Genomic DNA, 16,672 nt, shown 5'->3' with positions numbered 1-16,672 from the left:
TGACGCCAAAGACAACGTCCAAAACACCTAGACCAGCCCATCGCGGCTCCGCAAGGCAACAGTTCTGTTCGACAGGCCGGCACCGCCACCCGCGGGCCGGCCTGTTCGCTTCGCCCCTTTATTGAGAGGACACCCCATGGCCACTCACGACGATTCCGAGACCAGCACCGCCAAGGCGGGCCAGGCTCCGGATCCAAATGACGCAAGGAAACCCGGCAGCCCGCGGGACCTGGACAAGCCGTCCTGGAAGTACATCGCCAAGAAAACGCTTCGGGAGTTCAGCAAGGACCAGTGCCCAGACCTGGCAGCCGGCCTGACGTACTACGCTGTGCTCTCCCTGTTCCCGGCCCTGTTGGCGCTCGTTTCACTGCTTGGCCTTTTCGGCGATCCGCAGAAGACAACCAACGCCTTGCTGGAGATCGTGCGCGGCTTCGCGCCGGCCGAGACCGTCAACACGATCAGCGGCCCGGTGTCGGAACTGACCAGTGCCCCGGCCGCCGGGTTCACCCTGGTAATCGGCCTTGTCACTGCCCTGTGGTCCGCGTCCGGTTACGTGGGTGCTTTCGGCCGGGCCATGAACCGGGTTTACGAGGTGGATGAGGGGCGCGCCTTCGTGAAGCTCCGCGGCACTATGCTGGCCGTTACGCTCCTGGCAGTGGTCATCGTTGCGCTGCTGGCCGGCATGCTGGTCCTCAGCGGCCCTGTATCCGAAGCGGTAGGCGGCCTGATCGGCCTCAGCGGCCCCTTCCTCATGGTCTGGAATATCGCCAAGTGGCCGGTCATGATCATCCTGATCGTCGCCATCATTGCTGTCCTGTACTACGCCACGCCCAACGTCAAGCAGCCCAAGTTCCGCTGGATGAGCATGGGTTCCGGGATCGCGCTGTTCGTGTTCCTGATCGCGTCGCTGGGCTTCGGCTTCTACGTAGGGAACTTTGGCAACTACAACAAGACCTACGGTGCCCTCGGCAGCGTGATCATCATGCTGCTGTGGCTCTGGATCCTGAACATGTCGTTGCTCTTTGGTGCTGAGTTTGACGCCGAAGTGGAGCGGGGGCGCCAGCTGCAGGCCGGCATCAAGGCTGAGGAGACCATCCAGCTGCCGCCCCGGGACACCAAGAAGAGTGAAAAGCTGCAGAAGCAGGAAGAGGAAGACATCAAGCACGGCCGGGAGCTGCGCGAGAAGTACAGCGCGGAGAACGGCGGGCAGGGCGCCGGCGACAGCCAGGACGGGCAGCTTGCCGGCGACGGGCAGAGCGGTGAGGATCACCGCGCGCCGCACCGCGACCGGGTCCGCGAAAAGGTACAGCACCGGGCGGGCAACGGGGAGTCCGACGACGATGGCCAGCCAAGAGGGAAGGCCTAGCCGGCACGTGCAGACTTGGCCGTAAGTGGGACTAGGCAGGACCTTCAGGATGGAGGAAAATTCATCTTGAAGGTCCTGTTGAGGTTTCCCGGGCTATACACATCCCGGGGCAATGCGGGGTCGGCGGTGAGATGGCCTCTTCTGAGACCGAGGCCAGTCCCCCCAGTCGCCGTCGGCCCCCCCCTCAAACTCCCCCTTTCCAGGTCGTAACTGGACAAAGCACGGGGAACTGCAATACTTTCTTGAATACCTCGCCGGAATCCTTTGGAGACCGGCAGGTCCGCTGAAGCAGACGGCGGCATCACGGTCGACCCTTATGAGCGGACATGCCTGCTACCCATTTTGAACAGTTTCTTGCCGAAGCAGTTGTCCCGGACAGGGAGCCCGGCCTGGGCCTCGGACGCGACGAGCTATACGGCCTCTACACCAGTTGGTGCCTCCTGCATAAGGCTGAACTCCAGCCACCGGCCGCCCTTTGGGAGGCCTTGCAGGATGCTGGAATTAACCCTGACAGCAATAATCTCTCCATGACTGGGCCAGCCGCGGCCGATTACATCGTGGCCAGCGCTCCGGATTTGGTGTAAAAACCTGCCCATAACGGCTAGGAGGCGGCCTTAAAAGGCAAGGCCGCCCGCTTGGCAGGACGCTTTAAAGCAGGACCAACACGACGCCAGGTGGGGCTGTTGCCGAAAGGCAGCAGCCCCACCTTTTTGTTGAGGCTCCTGGAGCCTCACGTGATCCGCGCCAGCGCGAACCCGTCCCACCCTTTGGAGCCGACGGTCTGGATAACGGTGGCGTCCAGCCGCGGATGGTCGCCGAGCAGTTTGAGGGCGTCGATAATGCCCGGCGCGTTGACCGGGTCGATGTCCGGATCCAGGACGGCACCTTCCCAGATCGTATTGTCCAGGACGACGACGGCGCCCGGCCTGCCCAGCCTGACGGCCCAGTCCAGGTAGCGGCTGTTGTTCTGCTTGTCGGCGTCGATGAAGATGAAGTCGAAGGGCTCCCTTTCCTCCTCCTCGAGGGCAGCCAGTGTATCCAGCGCGGGGCCCAGCCGGATCTCCACTCTTTCACCCAGGCCGGCGGCATCGATATTGGCCCATGCCACCTCTGCATGCTGGGGCAAGTATTCGCAGGTGACCAGCTTGCCGTTATGGGGAAGCCCCCGGCCCATCCAGATGGTGCTGTAGCCTGCCAGCGTCCCGATCTCCAGGATGCGGCGGGCGCCGGACAGCTGGACCAGGAGCTTCAGGAGCTTGCCGGCGTTTGGCGCTACCTCGATGGCCGGCATCCCGGCGTCAGCAGCAGTGCGGATCGCCTGCTGGACCGCCCCGTCCGGATGCACCACCGTGCGGGACAAAAACTCCTCGGTGGCAATCCATTCCGGACGGGGTTTGTGCTCGAACATGGGCACAGTTTGGCACGCTGCGTTCCGGCGGTCCAGACACGTTGGGCCGGTCCAGGCAGCCCCGCCACGCAGGCTTAGGACTCCTGCGCCCTTACGACTCCTGCTCCATTAGGACTCCTGTGCCAGGGCGTTCTCGAGGCGGTCCACCTTTGCCGTCAGCTCGCCGCTGTATCCGGGCCTGATGTCGGCCTTGATCACCAGTGAAACGCGGCTGCCGTAGCGTCCCACTGCCTCGGTGGCGCGCTTTACGACGTCGAACACTTCATCCCACTCACCCTCAATGGTGGTGAACATGGAATCCGTCTGGTTGGGCAGCCCCGATTCCCGGACGATCTTCACGGCGGCCGCAACGGCGTCGTGCACGGACGCATCGTTTGGCCGGGAACCTTCGCTGGGAACGCCTGAGGGAGCAACAGAAAATGCGAGCAACATGCCTCCCAGTTTCGCATGCTGCGTCGTCCCGGTGCAGGCCCGGGGCGCCGCTGCGCGCCGTCACATAAGCGCCTACCCCCCAGTAACCGTGTTGGCCCGGGCCTGCGTTGCTAACCTTTTGGGCATGAGCCTCGCAGTCGCCCGAAAGCCCCTCCGTGCAGACGCAGCGCGGAACGTGGACAAGATCATCACGGCGGCGCGCCAGTGTTTCCGGGAGTTCGGCCCGGAAGTACCGCTCCAGACCATCGCAGCCACCGCGGGTGTAGGCCCGGCAACCCTGTTCCGCAACTTCGCAGACAAAGAAGAACTGGTCCTGGCAGCCCTGAACCGGCAGCTCCGGCTCAGCGTGGACCCCGTCATGGACGGCGCCCTGGCCGATATCGATGCCGCCGCAGGCCTGCTGCGCGTGCTCGAGGCCCTGATGGCCGCCGCAAGCGACGACGCCAACCTGCTGTGCGCTGTGGCGGGCCGGCGCGAGCTCCTCACAGGAATCACCGGCTCCCTGATGGAATCGATCAGTGTCCTTTTGGTCCGCGGGCAGGGCCAGGGAAGCCTGCGTACGGACATCTCCATGACGGACGTGTTCCGTCTGCTGGCCATGCTGATCGGCGTGGTGGACACCATGGAACCGGGCTCGGATGCGTGGCGGCGCCCGCTGGCGCTGGTCGAGGATGCCATCCGCACCGTCCGCCCGTCGCGCCCGCTTCCCGTGCTGGTGCCCGTCCCGGCTGCCGCAGCCGGGATCCCGACCGGCACCATTGTCGGTACACAGCAGGTGCAATAAACTCAGAGCGGGGTTAGGCAGCCAGCCTCGATTATTCCGAGATGGAGCGACCCCATGCATATTTTCGTGCGTATGCGCCCTGCAATGGCCACGCTGCGATGAACAGCTCAAAACTGCACCAGTACCTCAATGATCCCCGCGGGCCGGAGGAAGTCCTCCCTACGCTGACAGCCGGGGAATTAGTCGAACTCCTCGACGCCCTGTACCAGAACCTTGATACCCCTGAGCCTGAGTTCGGCGCGCAGGTGTGGTACGAAATGGGCGTCGAAGAAAGCTGCCGCAGGGCCGTCTCGCCCGGCGGCGCCGCCCACGGGGTGGCTTAGCTACCGCTTTATCGGACTCCTGACAACCGGCCAGCGCTGCCCGGCCGTCAGGAGTCTTTCCCGGTTTCTCCAGCGCCGGCCTCGCCAGTGCCGGTTTCCCCAGCCTGGGTTCCCCCTTCAGTTCCGCTTTCGGACTGCCCGGTTCCCTGGTTTGTGCCGTCCTGGTGTTCGTGGCCATGCTGCTCATGGAACTCGTTGGGGATGTGGTGCTTGGCCTCCATCAGGTGCTGCTGGAGTTTCTCCTCCGCGTCCCGGCGCCGCCGTGCGGTGTCCCGCAGTTCACGCGTTCCTTCGGAGCCCCGGGGGTCCAGGTAGGCGGACCGCAGCTTCCCGGTCTGCTCTGCGGCCGGCACTCCGGCGCCACGCGCTTCGGTTGCCTGCCCGTCCTCGGCGCCTTGGCCTTCCTGCGGCTCAACAGGCCGTGACTGTTCGTCCATCTCGATTCCTCCTTTGGCGGCCGCCTGGTGTGGGCTGCGTCTCTTCCAGTCCACCACATCTGGCACCCGGATACACATGGCACCGGGATGCCTGGCCGCTAGGCGTTGCCTGCGTCCGCCCGCTTCCGGATTTCCTGATGCACCAGGGCCTGCAGCGCGGGAACGGACGACGACGGGTCCAGGTCAAGTGCCTCCCGGAGCCTTCCGGACAGAATTTCCAGGTCCTCTTCCGGCACGTCCGAAAGGCCGGAAAAACGTTTAAAGAAGCGTTTGGCTGGGAGGCCTGCCCGCCGTCGGGCGCTCTTGTGCCGGGGCCTGCCCGCCAAGCCGCCTGCCGGATGCAGCTGATTTTCCATGGTCGCCGTTCATAGGGATGCCATGGCCAACTGCATAAGCCGCTTTCATAGTACAACCGCCACCGGGCCGGAGAAGTGACCTGCATCACCCATTTATGCAGACGCCTGCCAAACTAGCTCCAGCCCAGCGCCCTTAGCAGGGCCGCAGTGCCAGCCCCGGCGATGACCACTACCAGGAAGGGGGCCCGGAACGCCAGCGCGATTGCGGCCGCGGCAAGCGCCCCCAATCTGGCGTCCGCGGCGAGTCCCTGGCCTGACACCACCGCGTTCACTATGGTCAGGGAGGCGAGCAGGCCGATGGTCATGGTCCCCGCAATGCGTGATGTGCGCGGGTCCTCAAGGAACCTGGCGGGCACGAAGTACCCCACGATCTTCCAGGCATAGGCCAGCGCGCAGGCAAGAAGCAGCCAGACCCACAGGCTCATGCGCCGGCCCCCGAATCCGTGCCTTCCGTCCGCTGTGAACCGGGACGCGCGCCGCTTTCGTCCTGGTGCTGGCCTGGCTGATGGCCCGCCAGACTGCCCGGGTGATCGCCGGCGTGATTCCCGCGGTACGGCTCGATATCCGGCTCCAGGCCCTCATCACGGCGCCCGTGGCTGAACCAACCCACCAACGCGGCCACCAGGGCGGCCACCAGGATGGGCACGCCCGCCGGCACGAAGGGAACGGCGGCAACGGTGGCCACGGCACACACCACCGCGATCGCGATGGGCTCCCGGCCCTTGAGCCGCGGCCAGAGCAACGCCAGGAAAGCGGCGACGGCGGCCCCGTCGAGCCCCCACTGCCTGGGATCGCCCAACCCGCTGCCCGCGAGCGCACCCACGGCCGTAAAGAGGTTCCACAGCACATAGACGCCAACCCCGGCAGTCCAGAATCCCCGCCGCTGCTCGGCCGGATCCGTCTGGCCAGTGCTGGTGGCCGTCGATTCGTCGATGGTCAGCTGTGCGCCGACGTACTTGCGCCACCCTGTGGGCCGCAGCAGCGCATTCAGCTGCATGCCGTAGATGCCGTTGCGCATGCCCAGGAGGGTGGCGGCGCTCATGGCGGCGATGCCGGAACCTCCACCCGCCACTACACCGATGAACGCGAACTGGGAACCTCCGCTGAAGAGAAGCAGGCTCAGGGCCATGGTCTGCCAAAAGTTGAGCCCGGACGTCACTGCGAGCGCTCCGAAGGACGCCCCGTAAAGGCCCGTGGCGATGCTGATGGAGATGCCCACCCTGACAGCCGGCGATGCCAGGAGTTTCACGGCCTGCCGCCCGATTCAGGTGCCTGCTGCGCGGGCTTCCGCAGGCTCCAGGCCCAGAGGACCAGCGGCGCCTGGAGCGGCAGCCGCAGGGCGTGGATCTTCCGCCGGCGGGGTGTGCCTTGCGGACCGTAAGCCCTCACCAGAGCGTCGACGTGCCCGGCAACGAATGCGGTAAACATCGCGGTGAGGGCGGTGGCAGTCAGCTTTCGGGTGGGCGGGAGGAGGATTCCGACGGCGGCTGCCAGCTCCAGCAGGCCACTCACCGCGATCCACTCGTCCCGGGACAGGATGGCCAGCGGATGGCTGGCCCCGGCACTTTTGTCCACGCCGGGTACCGGATCGCAGCGGCAGAGGTATTCCGGAACCACGTCACGGTAGAAGCCGGGATCCCTGAAATGCTTACCCGCGCTGGCCAGCAGCAGGGCGCCCATGGCAGCTGCGGACAGGTTCTGCACGGCCGGCCTCCATCTGGAACGGCTCTGTATGGAAGGGCTCCGTAAGGAAGGGTTCGGCACGGACAGGCCCCTTACAACTGGGCCGGACCGGGGAAGAGACATGGAACCACTCAATCACAGGCACGCCGGTGGCCAGAAACCGGCGCTTGGGGCAAAAGGGGCGACGGCGGGAAGCGGGCCGTCGGGTTCCCTCACGGCCAAGTCCCTCGCGGCCAGGTCCCCCGCAGCCCAGGTCCCTCACTCCCAGTCCCCTCACTACCAGGCGGGCGGCGAACTTCCGTACGGCGGTGGCGGGGACAGGTAATCCAGCGGCCCGCCCGCGTCGAGCAACGGCGGACCAACGTAGCGGAGCTGCCCGTAGGTGCTGTCCATGGTGTTGTAGTCGGGCGCGGGCAGTTCCGCCGGGCTGTCAGTGTTCCCTGGTTCAGTGTCTTCCGAAAGGGAAAACAGTTCCTCGGCGGTGCGGGCCAGGGACAGGTGCGCGGAGCCACCCATCCCCGTCTCCCGGCGCCGGTCCAGAAGGCGGATGGCAGCCGCAGCCACACCGTAGCCTGTGGCGTGGTCCAGCGCCTGGACAGGCAGGGCCCCGGGCCTCCAACCGCCGTCGTCATTGTCCTTTCCGTAGACGCGCACGATTCCGCAGGCCGCCTGGACGATGCTGTCGAAACCCCGCAGACCGCTCCATGGCCCGGCGCTCCCCCAACTGTTGAGGGTGACCACCACCAGCGCGGGATGGGCTGCCAGCAGTTCCCGCGGATGGAGGCCGAAACGGTCCAGGGAGCCGTGCCGGTACCCCGTGACCACGACGTCGGCGCCGTCCAGGAGTTGCTGGAGGCTACGCTGGTTCTGCGGGAGCCCCAGGTCGGTCTCCGCGCTGCGCTTGCCAAACGCCGTGTCCACGAACTGGTCTTCGATTTCGGGGAAGGCGGGCGGGTCGATCCGCAGGACGTCAGCGCCGAGTGCAGCCAGCAGGCGGGTGGCCACCGGCCCTGCGATCACCCGTGTCAGGTCCAGGACCCGCAGACCTTCAAGCGGCAGGCCGTTGCCGCCGTCGTTGCTCTTGCGCTTTTCGCCTTTCCCTTTGTCTTTGCCGTCATCTGTCCTGGTGGTTGCCGCTGCAAGGTCCTGCAGACCCCAACCCGCTCTGGTCCCCTCGGCGAGTTCCACGGCGACCCATGGCCCTGAACCTGCCGCACGGCCGATGTCCGAGGCTAGCCACTCCTCGCGGGTCCTGACGGCCCCAGCAATCCCGCCCAGCCCCTGGATGGCCGCCTCAGCCTCCAATGCCGTCATGGCGCGAAGAGCGTGTTCAGCTCCTTCCGCCGACGTGGTGCCCAGCGCCTGCAGCAGCCGCTGCTCGTGGTGAGGGTAGTTGGCGTGGAGTCGAATCCAGCCATCACCGGTCTGCCGGAAGCCCGACAGGGGTGCGAAGCCCTGCGGTTTGCGTCCGGCAATGCGCAGGTGTCCGAAGGAATCAAAGGCAGCCACTGTGAGGGCGGGTGCGGTGCTGAAGCGGCCAGGCGCACGCGCATAAAGATTCAGCGCCTCCGCGGCGGCTGTCACGGAGCGCAAAGCCAGGCCTTCGACGTCGAGCGGCCCGGCCCACCAGCGGTGCGGGGAAGGTGAGCCGGACAAATTTGAGCCCGCGGCGTCCATGGCGGCGCTACTTTCCCTGCGGCGAGGCTGCGTGAAGCTGGTCCAGGACACGGCCCGGCACGTTGCTGGTGATCTCGTGGATGCCCAACTCCTGGCAGAGCGCGACGTCCTCCGGGGCGTCCACCGTCCACACCCGGAAACGCCGGCCGGAATCCAGCCAGCGGCGGACCGTCGCCGGGCGCTCGCGGACATAGTCGATGCCGGGACCCGCCATGAGCACCTCACGGTCGTCCAAAATGCGTTTGCCCTCCAGCTGCGTCGCCTTCATGAAGTTGGCGATGGCGCTGCCGGTAATTGCCCCCACCCCCAGTCCCCCGCGGATCTCATGGATGGTCAGATCGTCCACCAGTTGGCAGATGTACTGGGGCGGGACGGAACGGAGCAGGTGGCGTACCGAGTCCGGGCTGAAACTCATGAAGGTCACGGCCACGTTGTCCACGGCGGAGCTTTGCGGGTCCCAGCCCTCGCTGCGGAGCACCTCCAACACGCGGTCCTCCAGTTTGAGCTGGTAAGGGCTGGGATGCTTGAACTCGATGGCGAGCTTTACCGGCCGTCCCGCGCCGCGGAGGATGTCCAGCAGCTCCGGAAGCGTGAGGAGCTGCTCCGAGCGTGCCCCATACGCTTCGGGGATGCGGACTCCTTTCCAGGAGGAGAAGTCCAGCTGGTGCAGCTCGCGCAGGGTCCGTTCGGCAACCGGCCCCGTCCCATCCGAGGTGCGGTCCAGGTTGGCGTCGTGGAGCAGGACTACGTGTTGGTCCCGGGTGAGGTGGACATCGCACTCCACCCCGTCGGCCCCGTCAGCCAATGCCTGCAAGTAGGCGGCCCGGGTGTGTTCGGCGTAGGCACCGCTTGAACCACGATGGGCAAAGACCAGTGGCCGCTGCGGCAATGACTCGTCAGTTGTCATGGACACACGGTAGCCGACCGGCCCCCGCCTTCGGGGCTAGGCTTGGCACATGCAGGTGAACTCTGAGGCAACTACTGGGCCAACCACGCAGGAAGCCCCCACCGAAGCCCCGCAGCAGGTGGGGCTTGGCACCGAGGCGGCAGGCGCCGTCGTACGCCGCCAACCCGGCGCCGACGACGCCGAAAAGGCGGCAGCGCTGCGGAAGATGAAGCTGCTGGCGCTGAGCCTGCTGATCGCCATGGCCGTGATATTTGTCTTTGCGTTCGCGCTGCAGAAGGAATATCCGTGGTTGCAGTACGTGCGCGCAGCGGCCGAGGGCGGCATGGTGGGTGCGCTGGCTGACTGGTTCGCCGTGACGGCCCTGTTCAAGTACCCGATGGGCATCAAGATCCCGCACACCGCCATCATCCCCCGTCGGAAGGACCAGATCGGCGCCTCGCTGGGCGAGTTCGTGGAGACCAACTTCCTCTCAGAGCAGGTGGTCCAGGACAAGCTGGCGAGCGTCAACATCGCCCGCCGGGCTGGTCAGTGGCTGGCCGCGCCCGGCGGCGCCGACCGCGTGGCCAAGGAGGGCGCTGCCGTCATCCGCGGCGCCTTCAAGGTCTTGAACGACGACGACGTCCAGGCCGTGATCGAGGGCATGGTGCGCAAGCATCTGCTCACACCGCCGTGGGGACCTCCGGTGGGCAGGCTCGCCGAACGCATTTTCCATGACGGGCACCACCACACGCTGGTGGACCTGCTGGTGGACCGCGCGGCGGACTGGGTGGACGACAACCACCAAACCGTGACCCACCTGGTCTCCGACCGGTCCCCCACTTGGGTTCCGCAGTTCGTGGACGGGTTGGTGGGCGACAAGGTCTACATCGAGATCCTGAAGTTCGTGCGGGCCGTCCAGGCAGACCCCCGGCACCAGGTGCGCCAGTCGATTGACAAGTACCTCAACGACCTGGCGCAGGACCTCCAGCATGACCCAGCGATGATTGCGCGCGCCGAAGACATCAAGGCACAGGTGCTGGGTGACCCCGAGGTGCGTGAACTCGCATCCCGGACGTGGGGCACCGTCAAGAACGCCCTGCTGGGCGCCGTGGATGATCCAGACAGTGAACTCACCATCAAGTTCAAGGCAGCGGTGCGCGATTTCGGATCCCGGCTCGTGGACGACCCCGAACTGGCCGGGAAGGTTAACGCCTGGATCGGTGACGCTGCTGGGTATCTGGTGCGCACCTACCGGTCTGATATCGCCGGGGTTATCACGGACACGGTGGCACGCTGGGATGCCGAGGAAACCTCGCAGAAAATCGAGCTCCAGGTAGGCAAGGACCTCCAGTTCATCCGGATCAACGGCACGGTGGTGGGTTCCCTGGCCGGGTTGGTGATCTTCACGGTGGCGCACCTGCTCTTTGGGTGATTCCCGGGTATTTTTCAGGCGCTGCGCATCTGGGCTTTTCGCAGCGGATATTTGGGGCGCGAAAAGGAACTTTCGCAGCGAAAAGACGGACGACGGCGGGACGGGCTTGGGATGCTCGCTGCGCCTGCGCTAAGGCCCGGCTGAGGCAGGTTTAGCCGGCATGCTTGATTGTCAGTGCCTCGATGGATGATGTTCGTATGGAAATCGGCGCAGGTCATGGGGTGGCTCTGGAGGCTGTGCGTGCCTCTGGTGTTCATGCCTCCCTTGCTGCGCTTGATGCGCTGGACCGCGAGGACAAATTTCTGGCTGTCGGGGCCGGTACTGGGTCTGATGTTGGCGCTGATGTTGATGTGTTGCAGCGGCGGTTTGAGCTCCGGCTGGACCGGTTGGAGGTGGTGAAGCGGCTGGAGGCGCAGCTCGCCGCGGTCAAGGCCCGTGATGTCGCCGAGACCGTTGAGATCCAGCACGCGATGCTTGCTCCGGACGCGCCGGTGCATGAGCGCACCTTCGCGGAGATGTCAGCGGTGGAGGAGATCGCCGGGGTCCTGACCATCAGTTCCGGCGCTGCCGGGGCGTTCGTGGAACAGTCCCGGCGGGTGTGTTCGTTGCCGCCCGTCCTGGCAGCCTTGTCCGCGGGTGCCGTGTCCTGGCAGCACGCCAGGATTGTTGCCGACGAGACCGAAGGCCTGTCCCCGGATGGTGCCGCCGGGCTGGTGGCGCACTTCTTCGACCCGGACGCGCCCAATCCGGCCCGTGGTGCCGCGCCCGGTGAGCTCGTTCCCGCCCGGTTCCGGGCCAAGGTCCGCACCTGGCGCGAACGCCACCACCCCGAGACCCTGGAAAAGCGCCACGCCAAGGGCGTCGCGGACCGGCGGATGGAGTACACCCCGGACCGCGACGGCATGGCCTGGATCTCGCTCTGTCTCCCCGGGCACATCGCTTCGGCGATTTGGAACCGCACCACCGCCACCGCCCGCGGCCTTCAAGGCCCGGACGAGGCCCGCACCCTCAGCCAGCTCCGCCCCGACATCGCAGCATCACTCCTCCTCGGCGCAGGCAGCGCCGGCGACACCGACAGCGCGGGACCCACCGAGGCAGGCCAGGTCCCTACCCCGCGGGCCGATGTGCTGGTCATGGTGCCGGTATTCTCCGTCCTCGGCCAGACGGACGAACCCGCGGTGCTGGACGGTTTGGGCCCGATCCCGGCGTCGATGGCACGCAAACTCGTCGCGGACGGGGCGGAGTCGTTCTACCGGGTCCTGGTCGACCCCCGCGACGGGGCCCCGCTGGAGATCGGCCGCACCCGCTACCGGCTGCCCGAAACCATCAAACAATGGATCAGGATGCGGGACGGGAAATGCACCTTCCCCGGCTGCAGCAACCACACCAACGACAACGACACCGACCACCTCACCGCCTGGGACCACGGCGGCACCACCGGCGCCGGCAATCTGGGACAGCTCTGCCCCAAACACCACCGGCTCAAACACGCACGTGCGTGGATCCCCGACGAGGCAACGAAAAACGAGTCACCCGGCTGGACCTCCCCAACAGGCCGGCACTACAAACCAGAACACCCCGATCCCGAACCAACCCACTGGCCACCCGGCATTATGCCGATGCCTGCTGCAACCCCGTGCCTGGATGCCGGCCCCGAAGACCTCCCGCAGTGGGAACCAGACGACGACCAACTCATAGACCTCAACGACCTGTCACCGGAGGACCCCGTCTGGGCAGAGTTCTTCGCCAAACCGTTCGTGCTGTCCGGGTGACGTTGCCTGCCGTCCGGCGGCAGCAAGCAGCGCAAGCTTTTCCGCGCCCTGCCCTCCGCCGTGCCCCATGCCCCTATGCCCGCTGCCCCTATGCGATGGAGTCCAGGCCCACGCCCGCAGCTTCAAGTCCTGCCCTGATCCGGGCGGCCATCTCTACGGCCCCAGGGCTCCCGCCACGGACGTGCAGTGAGTCCGGCCGGACCGTAACCACGGTTCCATCCACGGCCACCACCTCGCCTTGCGTGGCCAGGCGGACGGCCCGCTCAACCACGAGGTCGACGTCGTGCAGGACTGCGTTTTCCTCGGAGAGCGGCACCAGGCTGCCGTCGGCGAGGTAGGCGCGGTCCGCGAAGGCCTCGATGAACACCGGGTGCCCTGCTTCCTGGGCCTGCTTGAGCAGCTCCGATCCCGGGAGGCCCAGGAACGGAAGGCCAGGATCGTAGGCGTTTACTGCCGCCACCACGGCGGAGGCCTGCTCGCCGTCGTGAACCGTGGTCTCGTACAACGCTCCGTGCAGTCTCACGTAGTCCACCGAGGCACCCACCGCGTGCGCGACGCCGTCGAGCGCGCCCAGCTGGTACAGCACGTCACCGAAGAGCTCATCGAAGCTCATCCCAAGCGTGCGGCGCCCATAACCGGCCAGGTCCCGGTAGCCCAGGTGCGCACCGACGGTGACATCAAGTTCGTACGCGGCCCTGCAGCTGTCCAACATGGTGACAGGGTCTCCTGCGTGGAGGCCACAGGCTATGTTGGCGCTGGTTGCCAGCTGGAACATCGCCGGATCGCCTCCCGCGGTCCAGGAGCCGAATGATTGGCCTACGTCAGCGTTGAGATCCAAGTATGTTGCCTTCCAGCGTCGGGTTGTCCGGCCCGGCAGCGGAAGTCAGCTCCCCGGGAATGGTGTCCGGCATCGGTCCGAACGCCTCCCGGGCATTCTTGGCCACCGCACGGCCCATCACGAGGTTACCCGCTCCGCCGACAACAGCCCCTATGCCGAACGGGAGTGCGCGGCCGAACAAAGCAGTGCCCTGGCGCTTGAGCAGGTTCTTGAGGAAGGCCTGCTGGATCCTCTTCCTGACACTGCCGAACCCGGGCACCACCATGGATTTGGAGAGTGCGTTGCCCCAGGTGTTGTTGGGGCCACCGGATGCCTGCCCACTGAGCGTCCCCAGCAGGGCCGTGCCCTCCTCGCCAAGCATGATGGCCATGACCATGGTGCCGGCCTTCTCCGGATTGGTGAGGCGGATGCCGTGAAGTTCAGCCAGCGAAGTTGCGTAGAGGGCTGTTGCTTCCAGGAAACCAACGGTGGCGGCGGCGGAAAGTCCCAGCGATGCCACGGTCCCAACACCGGGGACGACGGCGGTGGCCCCCACCAGGGCACCCCCACCGGCCACGGCACGCAAATAGTCACGCTCTGCGATGTCCGCCAGCTGGGCAGCGGTGGCACGCGGGTGCTTCTTTTGCAGCCGGCGGATGTAGCCAACCACCAGGGGCCGTTGGATCTGGACTGCCTTCAGGAGCATGTTGTGAACGCCGGGCTTGGGCTTGCCATCGGCGTCGAACATTGCGTTGTGGGCGGTTTCCTGTGCGATGCGTACTGCGGGGTTGCTGCGCCGGGCCATGGTCACCTTCATTCAAATCGACCTGCAGCGGGTAGGCTGCCGTGCTCTTCCCATCCTATGTGGACAAACACTAAGCATGCTGAACTTTCAGCGTCTGCAGCCCGAGGTTGCCGGGCTGCGGCGGCAGGAACGGTAACTGTTCCCGTGTGCCTGCGCCGCAACCCGCCGTCGGGCGTTACCTCCCGGCCTGCTCAACCTCCTGCGCAGCCGGGTCAGCATCCCGGCCTGCGGAATGCCCAGCGGCATCCTGGTCGGCCCGAAGTTCAGCCCGGAAGACCTCGAAGCGGGCCAGGTGAGCGGGACGGCGCCGCAGGATGGCCCACGCCACGCCCAGGATGACGAACCAGATGGGCGTTACCAGCAATGCAACAAGCGTGTCTGGCTGGGTGGTCAGGGCCCACAGGACGAAGGCGAAGAACCCGTAGACCACCCAGACGGCGGGGATGCCGCCGGGCATCTTGAACTTCGACGCCGCGTGCAGGTGTGGCCGGCGGCGGCGGAAGGCGATGTAGCTGGCAAGGATTATCGACCAAACGAAGACGAAACAGACGGCTGACACGGTGGTCACCATTTCGAAGGCCATGCCAACGTCCTGTCCGGCATACATGAGTACGACGCCGGACAGCAGCAGGACGCAGGACAGGAACAGTGCGTTGCTGGGCACCTTCCTCGTGGAGAGTCGGCCGAAAATGCCGGGGGCGTCGCCTTCCTGGGCGAGGCCGAAGACCATGCGGGACGTGGAGTAGATGCCGGAGTTCGCGGAGGACATTGCCGAAGTGAGGACCACCAGGTTGACCACCGTGGCCGCCGCGCCGAGGCCGGCCAGGGAGAACATGCCGATGAAGGGGCTGTGGCCTGCGGCGAACTGGGTCCACGGGGTGACGGCCATCAGGATGACCAGCGCGCCGACATAGAACAGCAGCACGCGGACGGGGATGGCGTTGATTGCCTTGGGCAGCGTGCGCTCGGGGTTCTTCGCCTCGGCGGCGGTGGTGCCCACCAGCTCGATGCCCACGAAGGCGAACACGGCAATCTGGAAGCCGGCCACGAAGCCCATGAACTCGTTGGGGAAGAACCCGCCATGGCTCCACAGGTTGGTGAAGCTTGCCGTGCCCGCGTCGCTCTGGAAGCCGGTGAAAATCATGAAGAGGCCCACGATGATCAGGGCGGCGATGGCGATGATCTTGACCAGGGCGAACCAGAACTCGGTCTCGCCGAAAGCCTTGACGGTGGCGAGGTTGAGCAGGAGCAGGATGGCCACCGTGGCCAGGCCCGGGATCCACAGCGGAAGCCCCGGCCAGAGTTCCTTGGAGTAGCCGGCAATCGCAATCACATCCGCGATTCCGGTGATCACCCAGCAGAACCAGTAGGTCCAGCCGGTGAAGAAGCCTGCCCAGGGCCCCAGGAGGTCGGCTGCGAAGTCACTGAAGGACTTGTAGTTCAGGTTGCTCAGCAGCAGTTCGCCCATGGCCCGCATGACGAAGAAGAGCATGAAACCGATGATCATGTACACGAAGATCACGGAGGGGCCGGCCGCGGAGATGGTCTTCCCGGAGCCCATGAAGAGGCCGGTACCGATCGCTCCGCCGATGGCGATGAGCTGGATGTGCCGGTTGGTCAGCTGCCGCTCCAGGTGGGGAGGTTCGCTGCGGGCCGCAGGGGTGGCGCCATGGTTGCGGGCGGGTTCGCCGTTGGACGTGGGGGGATGAATCGCCATGAGGAACTCCATCGATAAAGCGGCACTTTGGGTACCGCAAAGATTTGGTTCCTCCCCGCTCTGTAGTGAACCTGAGAGTTTCCGCAGCCAGGGCCGCTTGCACCGTCGGTGAGCCAGGGACATGCCTGGCTGCTTTCCAGAGTTGCCTGTCCGCGGCGGTACGTGGGCCTGAGAGTTTCCTGGGGAGGATTTGCTCCTACGGCGCCTGCTGAATGTACCGGCAGGGCTCTCCCGCCGCAGGTCGAAGGCGTGTTCAGTTGGAAGCCGCAGCTTCTTGGGCCGCAGCGGGTCATGCGTCGGGATGGGCGCCGACTGGTCGGCCGCTCCGGATACGTTGAGCCGGCAACCGGCGACGCCAATCCCGGGGTTCAGTGTGGTGTGCGTCACGATCGAAAGTCAAACTTGTCCCGACACAAGCGGGACAGCGAGGTGTCACGTGCCGGTTCCGGGCCCTGACGTCCGCTGCCCGATTTGCCACCGGCAGCTAATCCCGATACCTTGTGAGCCGAATCACCCATATTTTAATAAGCCTTTCGAGCTGTGACGGGAGAGTCCTCCCGCGAAACACCGGGCAGGCGCCGTAGGAGCAAATCCTCCCCAGGAATCTCTCAGGCCCACGTACCGTCACGGCGAGGCGACTCTGGAAAGTAACCGGGCTTCTGCCTGGTTCACCGACGGTGCAAGCGGCCCCTGCCACGAGCAGGCAACGCGGAATCTCTCAGGTCCAATACAGAGCGGGGAGGAACCCATCCCACGCCGTGCCACCTTTGGCCGGCC

18 protein-coding genes and 2 riboswitches are annotated in these 16,672 nt (G+C 65.9%); of the genes, 6 read left to right on the top strand and 12 right to left on the bottom strand.

Going from position 1 to position 16,672, the window contains the following annotated elements:
- Positions 1-136 precede the first annotated feature (136 nt).
- Together Q9R31_RS19410 and Q9R31_RS19405 are read left to right on the top strand one after the other, a co-directional pair.
- Positions 137-1,366 carry a YihY/virulence factor BrkB family protein gene (locus tag Q9R31_RS19410; protein ID WP_311264340.1) on the top strand — a complete coding sequence of 410 codons (1,230 nt, stop codon included), beginning with the start codon at positions 137-139 and terminating at the stop codon, positions 1,364-1,366.
- A gap of 326 nt (positions 1,367-1,692) precedes the next feature.
- The gene (locus Q9R31_RS19405; RefSeq protein ID WP_311264339.1) at positions 1,693-1,950 is read left to right on the top strand and encodes a hypothetical protein; all 258 of its coding nucleotides are present in this window, start codon (positions 1,693-1,695) and stop codon (positions 1,948-1,950) included.
- A gap of 146 nt (positions 1,951-2,096) precedes the next feature.
- Here Q9R31_RS19405 and Q9R31_RS19400 read toward each other — a convergent pair whose 3' ends face one another.
- Together Q9R31_RS19400 and Q9R31_RS19395 are read right to left on the bottom strand one after the other, a co-directional pair.
- A complete protein-coding gene (locus Q9R31_RS19400) occupies positions 2,097-2,774 on the bottom strand; it encodes an O-methyltransferase (RefSeq protein ID WP_311264338.1) in 678 nt (225 codons plus the stop codon).
- 108 nt (positions 2,775-2,882) lie between these two features.
- Complete coding sequence (locus Q9R31_RS19395; RefSeq protein WP_018772214.1) at positions 2,883-3,206, bottom strand: thiamine-binding protein; 324 nt, start codon at positions 3,204-3,206, stop codon at positions 2,883-2,885.
- Between the two features lie 124 nt (positions 3,207-3,330).
- On the opposite strand from Q9R31_RS19395, the gene Q9R31_RS19390 reads away from it, so the two are divergent.
- Together Q9R31_RS19390 and Q9R31_RS19385 are read left to right on the top strand one after the other, a co-directional pair.
- Entirely contained in the window at positions 3,331-3,990 is a 660-nt protein-coding gene (locus tag Q9R31_RS19390; protein ID WP_311264337.1) for a helix-turn-helix domain-containing protein, read from the top strand.
- A gap of 98 nt (positions 3,991-4,088) precedes the next feature.
- Positions 4,089-4,313: a hypothetical protein gene (locus Q9R31_RS19385; protein ID WP_311264336.1), complete on the top strand. Its 225-nt coding sequence runs from the start codon at positions 4,089-4,091 to the stop codon at positions 4,311-4,313.
- 47 nt (positions 4,314-4,360) lie between these two features.
- On the opposite strand, the gene Q9R31_RS19380 is transcribed toward Q9R31_RS19385, so the two are convergent.
- The 7 genes from Q9R31_RS19380 to Q9R31_RS19350 all read right to left on the bottom strand — a co-directional run bounded on the left by Q9R31_RS19380 (position 4,361) and on the right by Q9R31_RS19350 (position 9,373).
- The gene (locus Q9R31_RS19380) at positions 4,361-4,750 is read right to left on the bottom strand and encodes a hypothetical protein (protein ID WP_311264335.1); all 390 of its coding nucleotides are present in this window, start codon (positions 4,748-4,750) and stop codon (positions 4,361-4,363) included.
- A gap of 98 nt (positions 4,751-4,848) precedes the next feature.
- Positions 4,849-4,986, bottom strand: coding sequence for a hypothetical protein (locus Q9R31_RS19375; protein WP_311264334.1), 138 nt, complete (start codon positions 4,984-4,986; stop codon positions 4,849-4,851).
- 233 nt (positions 4,987-5,219) lie between these two features.
- Positions 5,220-5,531, bottom strand: coding sequence for an AzlD domain-containing protein (locus tag Q9R31_RS19370; protein WP_311264333.1), 312 nt, complete (start codon positions 5,529-5,531; stop codon positions 5,220-5,222).
- Complete coding sequence (locus Q9R31_RS19365; RefSeq protein WP_311264332.1) at positions 5,528-6,355, bottom strand: AzlC family ABC transporter permease; 828 nt, start codon at positions 6,353-6,355, stop codon at positions 5,528-5,530. Before Q9R31_RS19365 ends, Q9R31_RS19370 begins: the two co-directional genes overlap by 4 nt.
- Complete coding sequence (locus Q9R31_RS19360; protein ID WP_311264347.1) at positions 6,352-6,786, bottom strand: hypothetical protein; 435 nt, start codon at positions 6,784-6,786, stop codon at positions 6,352-6,354. The genes Q9R31_RS19365 and Q9R31_RS19360 overlap by 4 nt, the downstream gene beginning before the upstream one ends.
- A gap of 279 nt (positions 6,787-7,065) precedes the next feature.
- Complete coding sequence (locus tag Q9R31_RS19355; RefSeq protein ID WP_311264331.1) at positions 7,066-8,466, bottom strand: CoA transferase; 1,401 nt, start codon at positions 8,464-8,466, stop codon at positions 7,066-7,068.
- Between the two features lie 7 nt (positions 8,467-8,473).
- Positions 8,474-9,373: a glycerophosphodiester phosphodiesterase family protein gene (locus Q9R31_RS19350; RefSeq protein ID WP_311264330.1), complete on the bottom strand. Its 900-nt coding sequence runs from the start codon at positions 9,371-9,373 to the stop codon at positions 8,474-8,476.
- 49 nt (positions 9,374-9,422) lie between these two features.
- Between Q9R31_RS19350 and Q9R31_RS19345 the strand changes: the two genes are divergently transcribed.
- Together Q9R31_RS19345 and Q9R31_RS19340 are read left to right on the top strand one after the other, a co-directional pair.
- Entirely contained in the window at positions 9,423-10,784 is a 1,362-nt protein-coding gene (locus Q9R31_RS19345; RefSeq protein ID WP_311264329.1) for a DUF445 domain-containing protein, read from the top strand.
- A 197-nt stretch (positions 10,785-10,981) separates the two neighbouring features.
- Complete coding sequence (locus Q9R31_RS19340; protein WP_311264328.1) at positions 10,982-12,556, top strand: DUF222 domain-containing protein; 1,575 nt, start codon at positions 10,982-10,984, stop codon at positions 12,554-12,556.
- Between the two features lie 88 nt (positions 12,557-12,644).
- Here the strand turns inward: Q9R31_RS19340 and Q9R31_RS19335 are convergent, their stop codons facing one another.
- The 3 genes from Q9R31_RS19335 to cycA form a co-directional block, all read right to left on the bottom strand.
- Positions 12,645-13,394 (bottom strand): 5-oxoprolinase subunit PxpA, encoded by a 750-nt coding sequence (locus Q9R31_RS19335; protein ID WP_311264327.1) that lies wholly within the window; start codon positions 13,392-13,394, stop codon positions 12,645-12,647.
- Complete coding sequence (locus Q9R31_RS19330; RefSeq protein WP_311264346.1) at positions 13,378-14,178, bottom strand: hypothetical protein; 801 nt, start codon at positions 14,176-14,178, stop codon at positions 13,378-13,380. The genes Q9R31_RS19335 and Q9R31_RS19330 overlap by 17 nt, the downstream gene beginning before the upstream one ends.
- 175 nt (positions 14,179-14,353) lie before the next feature.
- Positions 14,354-15,895, bottom strand: a complete 1,542-nt coding sequence (gene cycA, locus Q9R31_RS19325) for a D-serine/D-alanine/glycine transporter (RefSeq protein ID WP_311264326.1) — start codon at positions 15,893-15,895, stop codon at positions 14,354-14,356.
- 146 nt (positions 15,896-16,041) lie between these two features.
- Positions 16,042-16,139: riboswitch (glycine riboswitch) on the bottom strand.
- Between the two features lie 290 nt (positions 16,140-16,429).
- Positions 16,430-16,529, top strand: a riboswitch (glycine riboswitch).
- The last annotated feature ends 143 nt before the right edge of the window (positions 16,530-16,672 follow it).

The sequence above is a fragment of the Pseudarthrobacter sp. BRE9 genome (genome assembly GCF_031844305.1).
Taxonomy (GTDB): Bacteria; Actinomycetota; Actinomycetes; order Actinomycetales; family Micrococcaceae; genus Arthrobacter.
The sequence above is the reverse complement of the archived record's forward strand: the minus strand, read 5'-3'. Positions and strand labels throughout refer to the sequence as shown.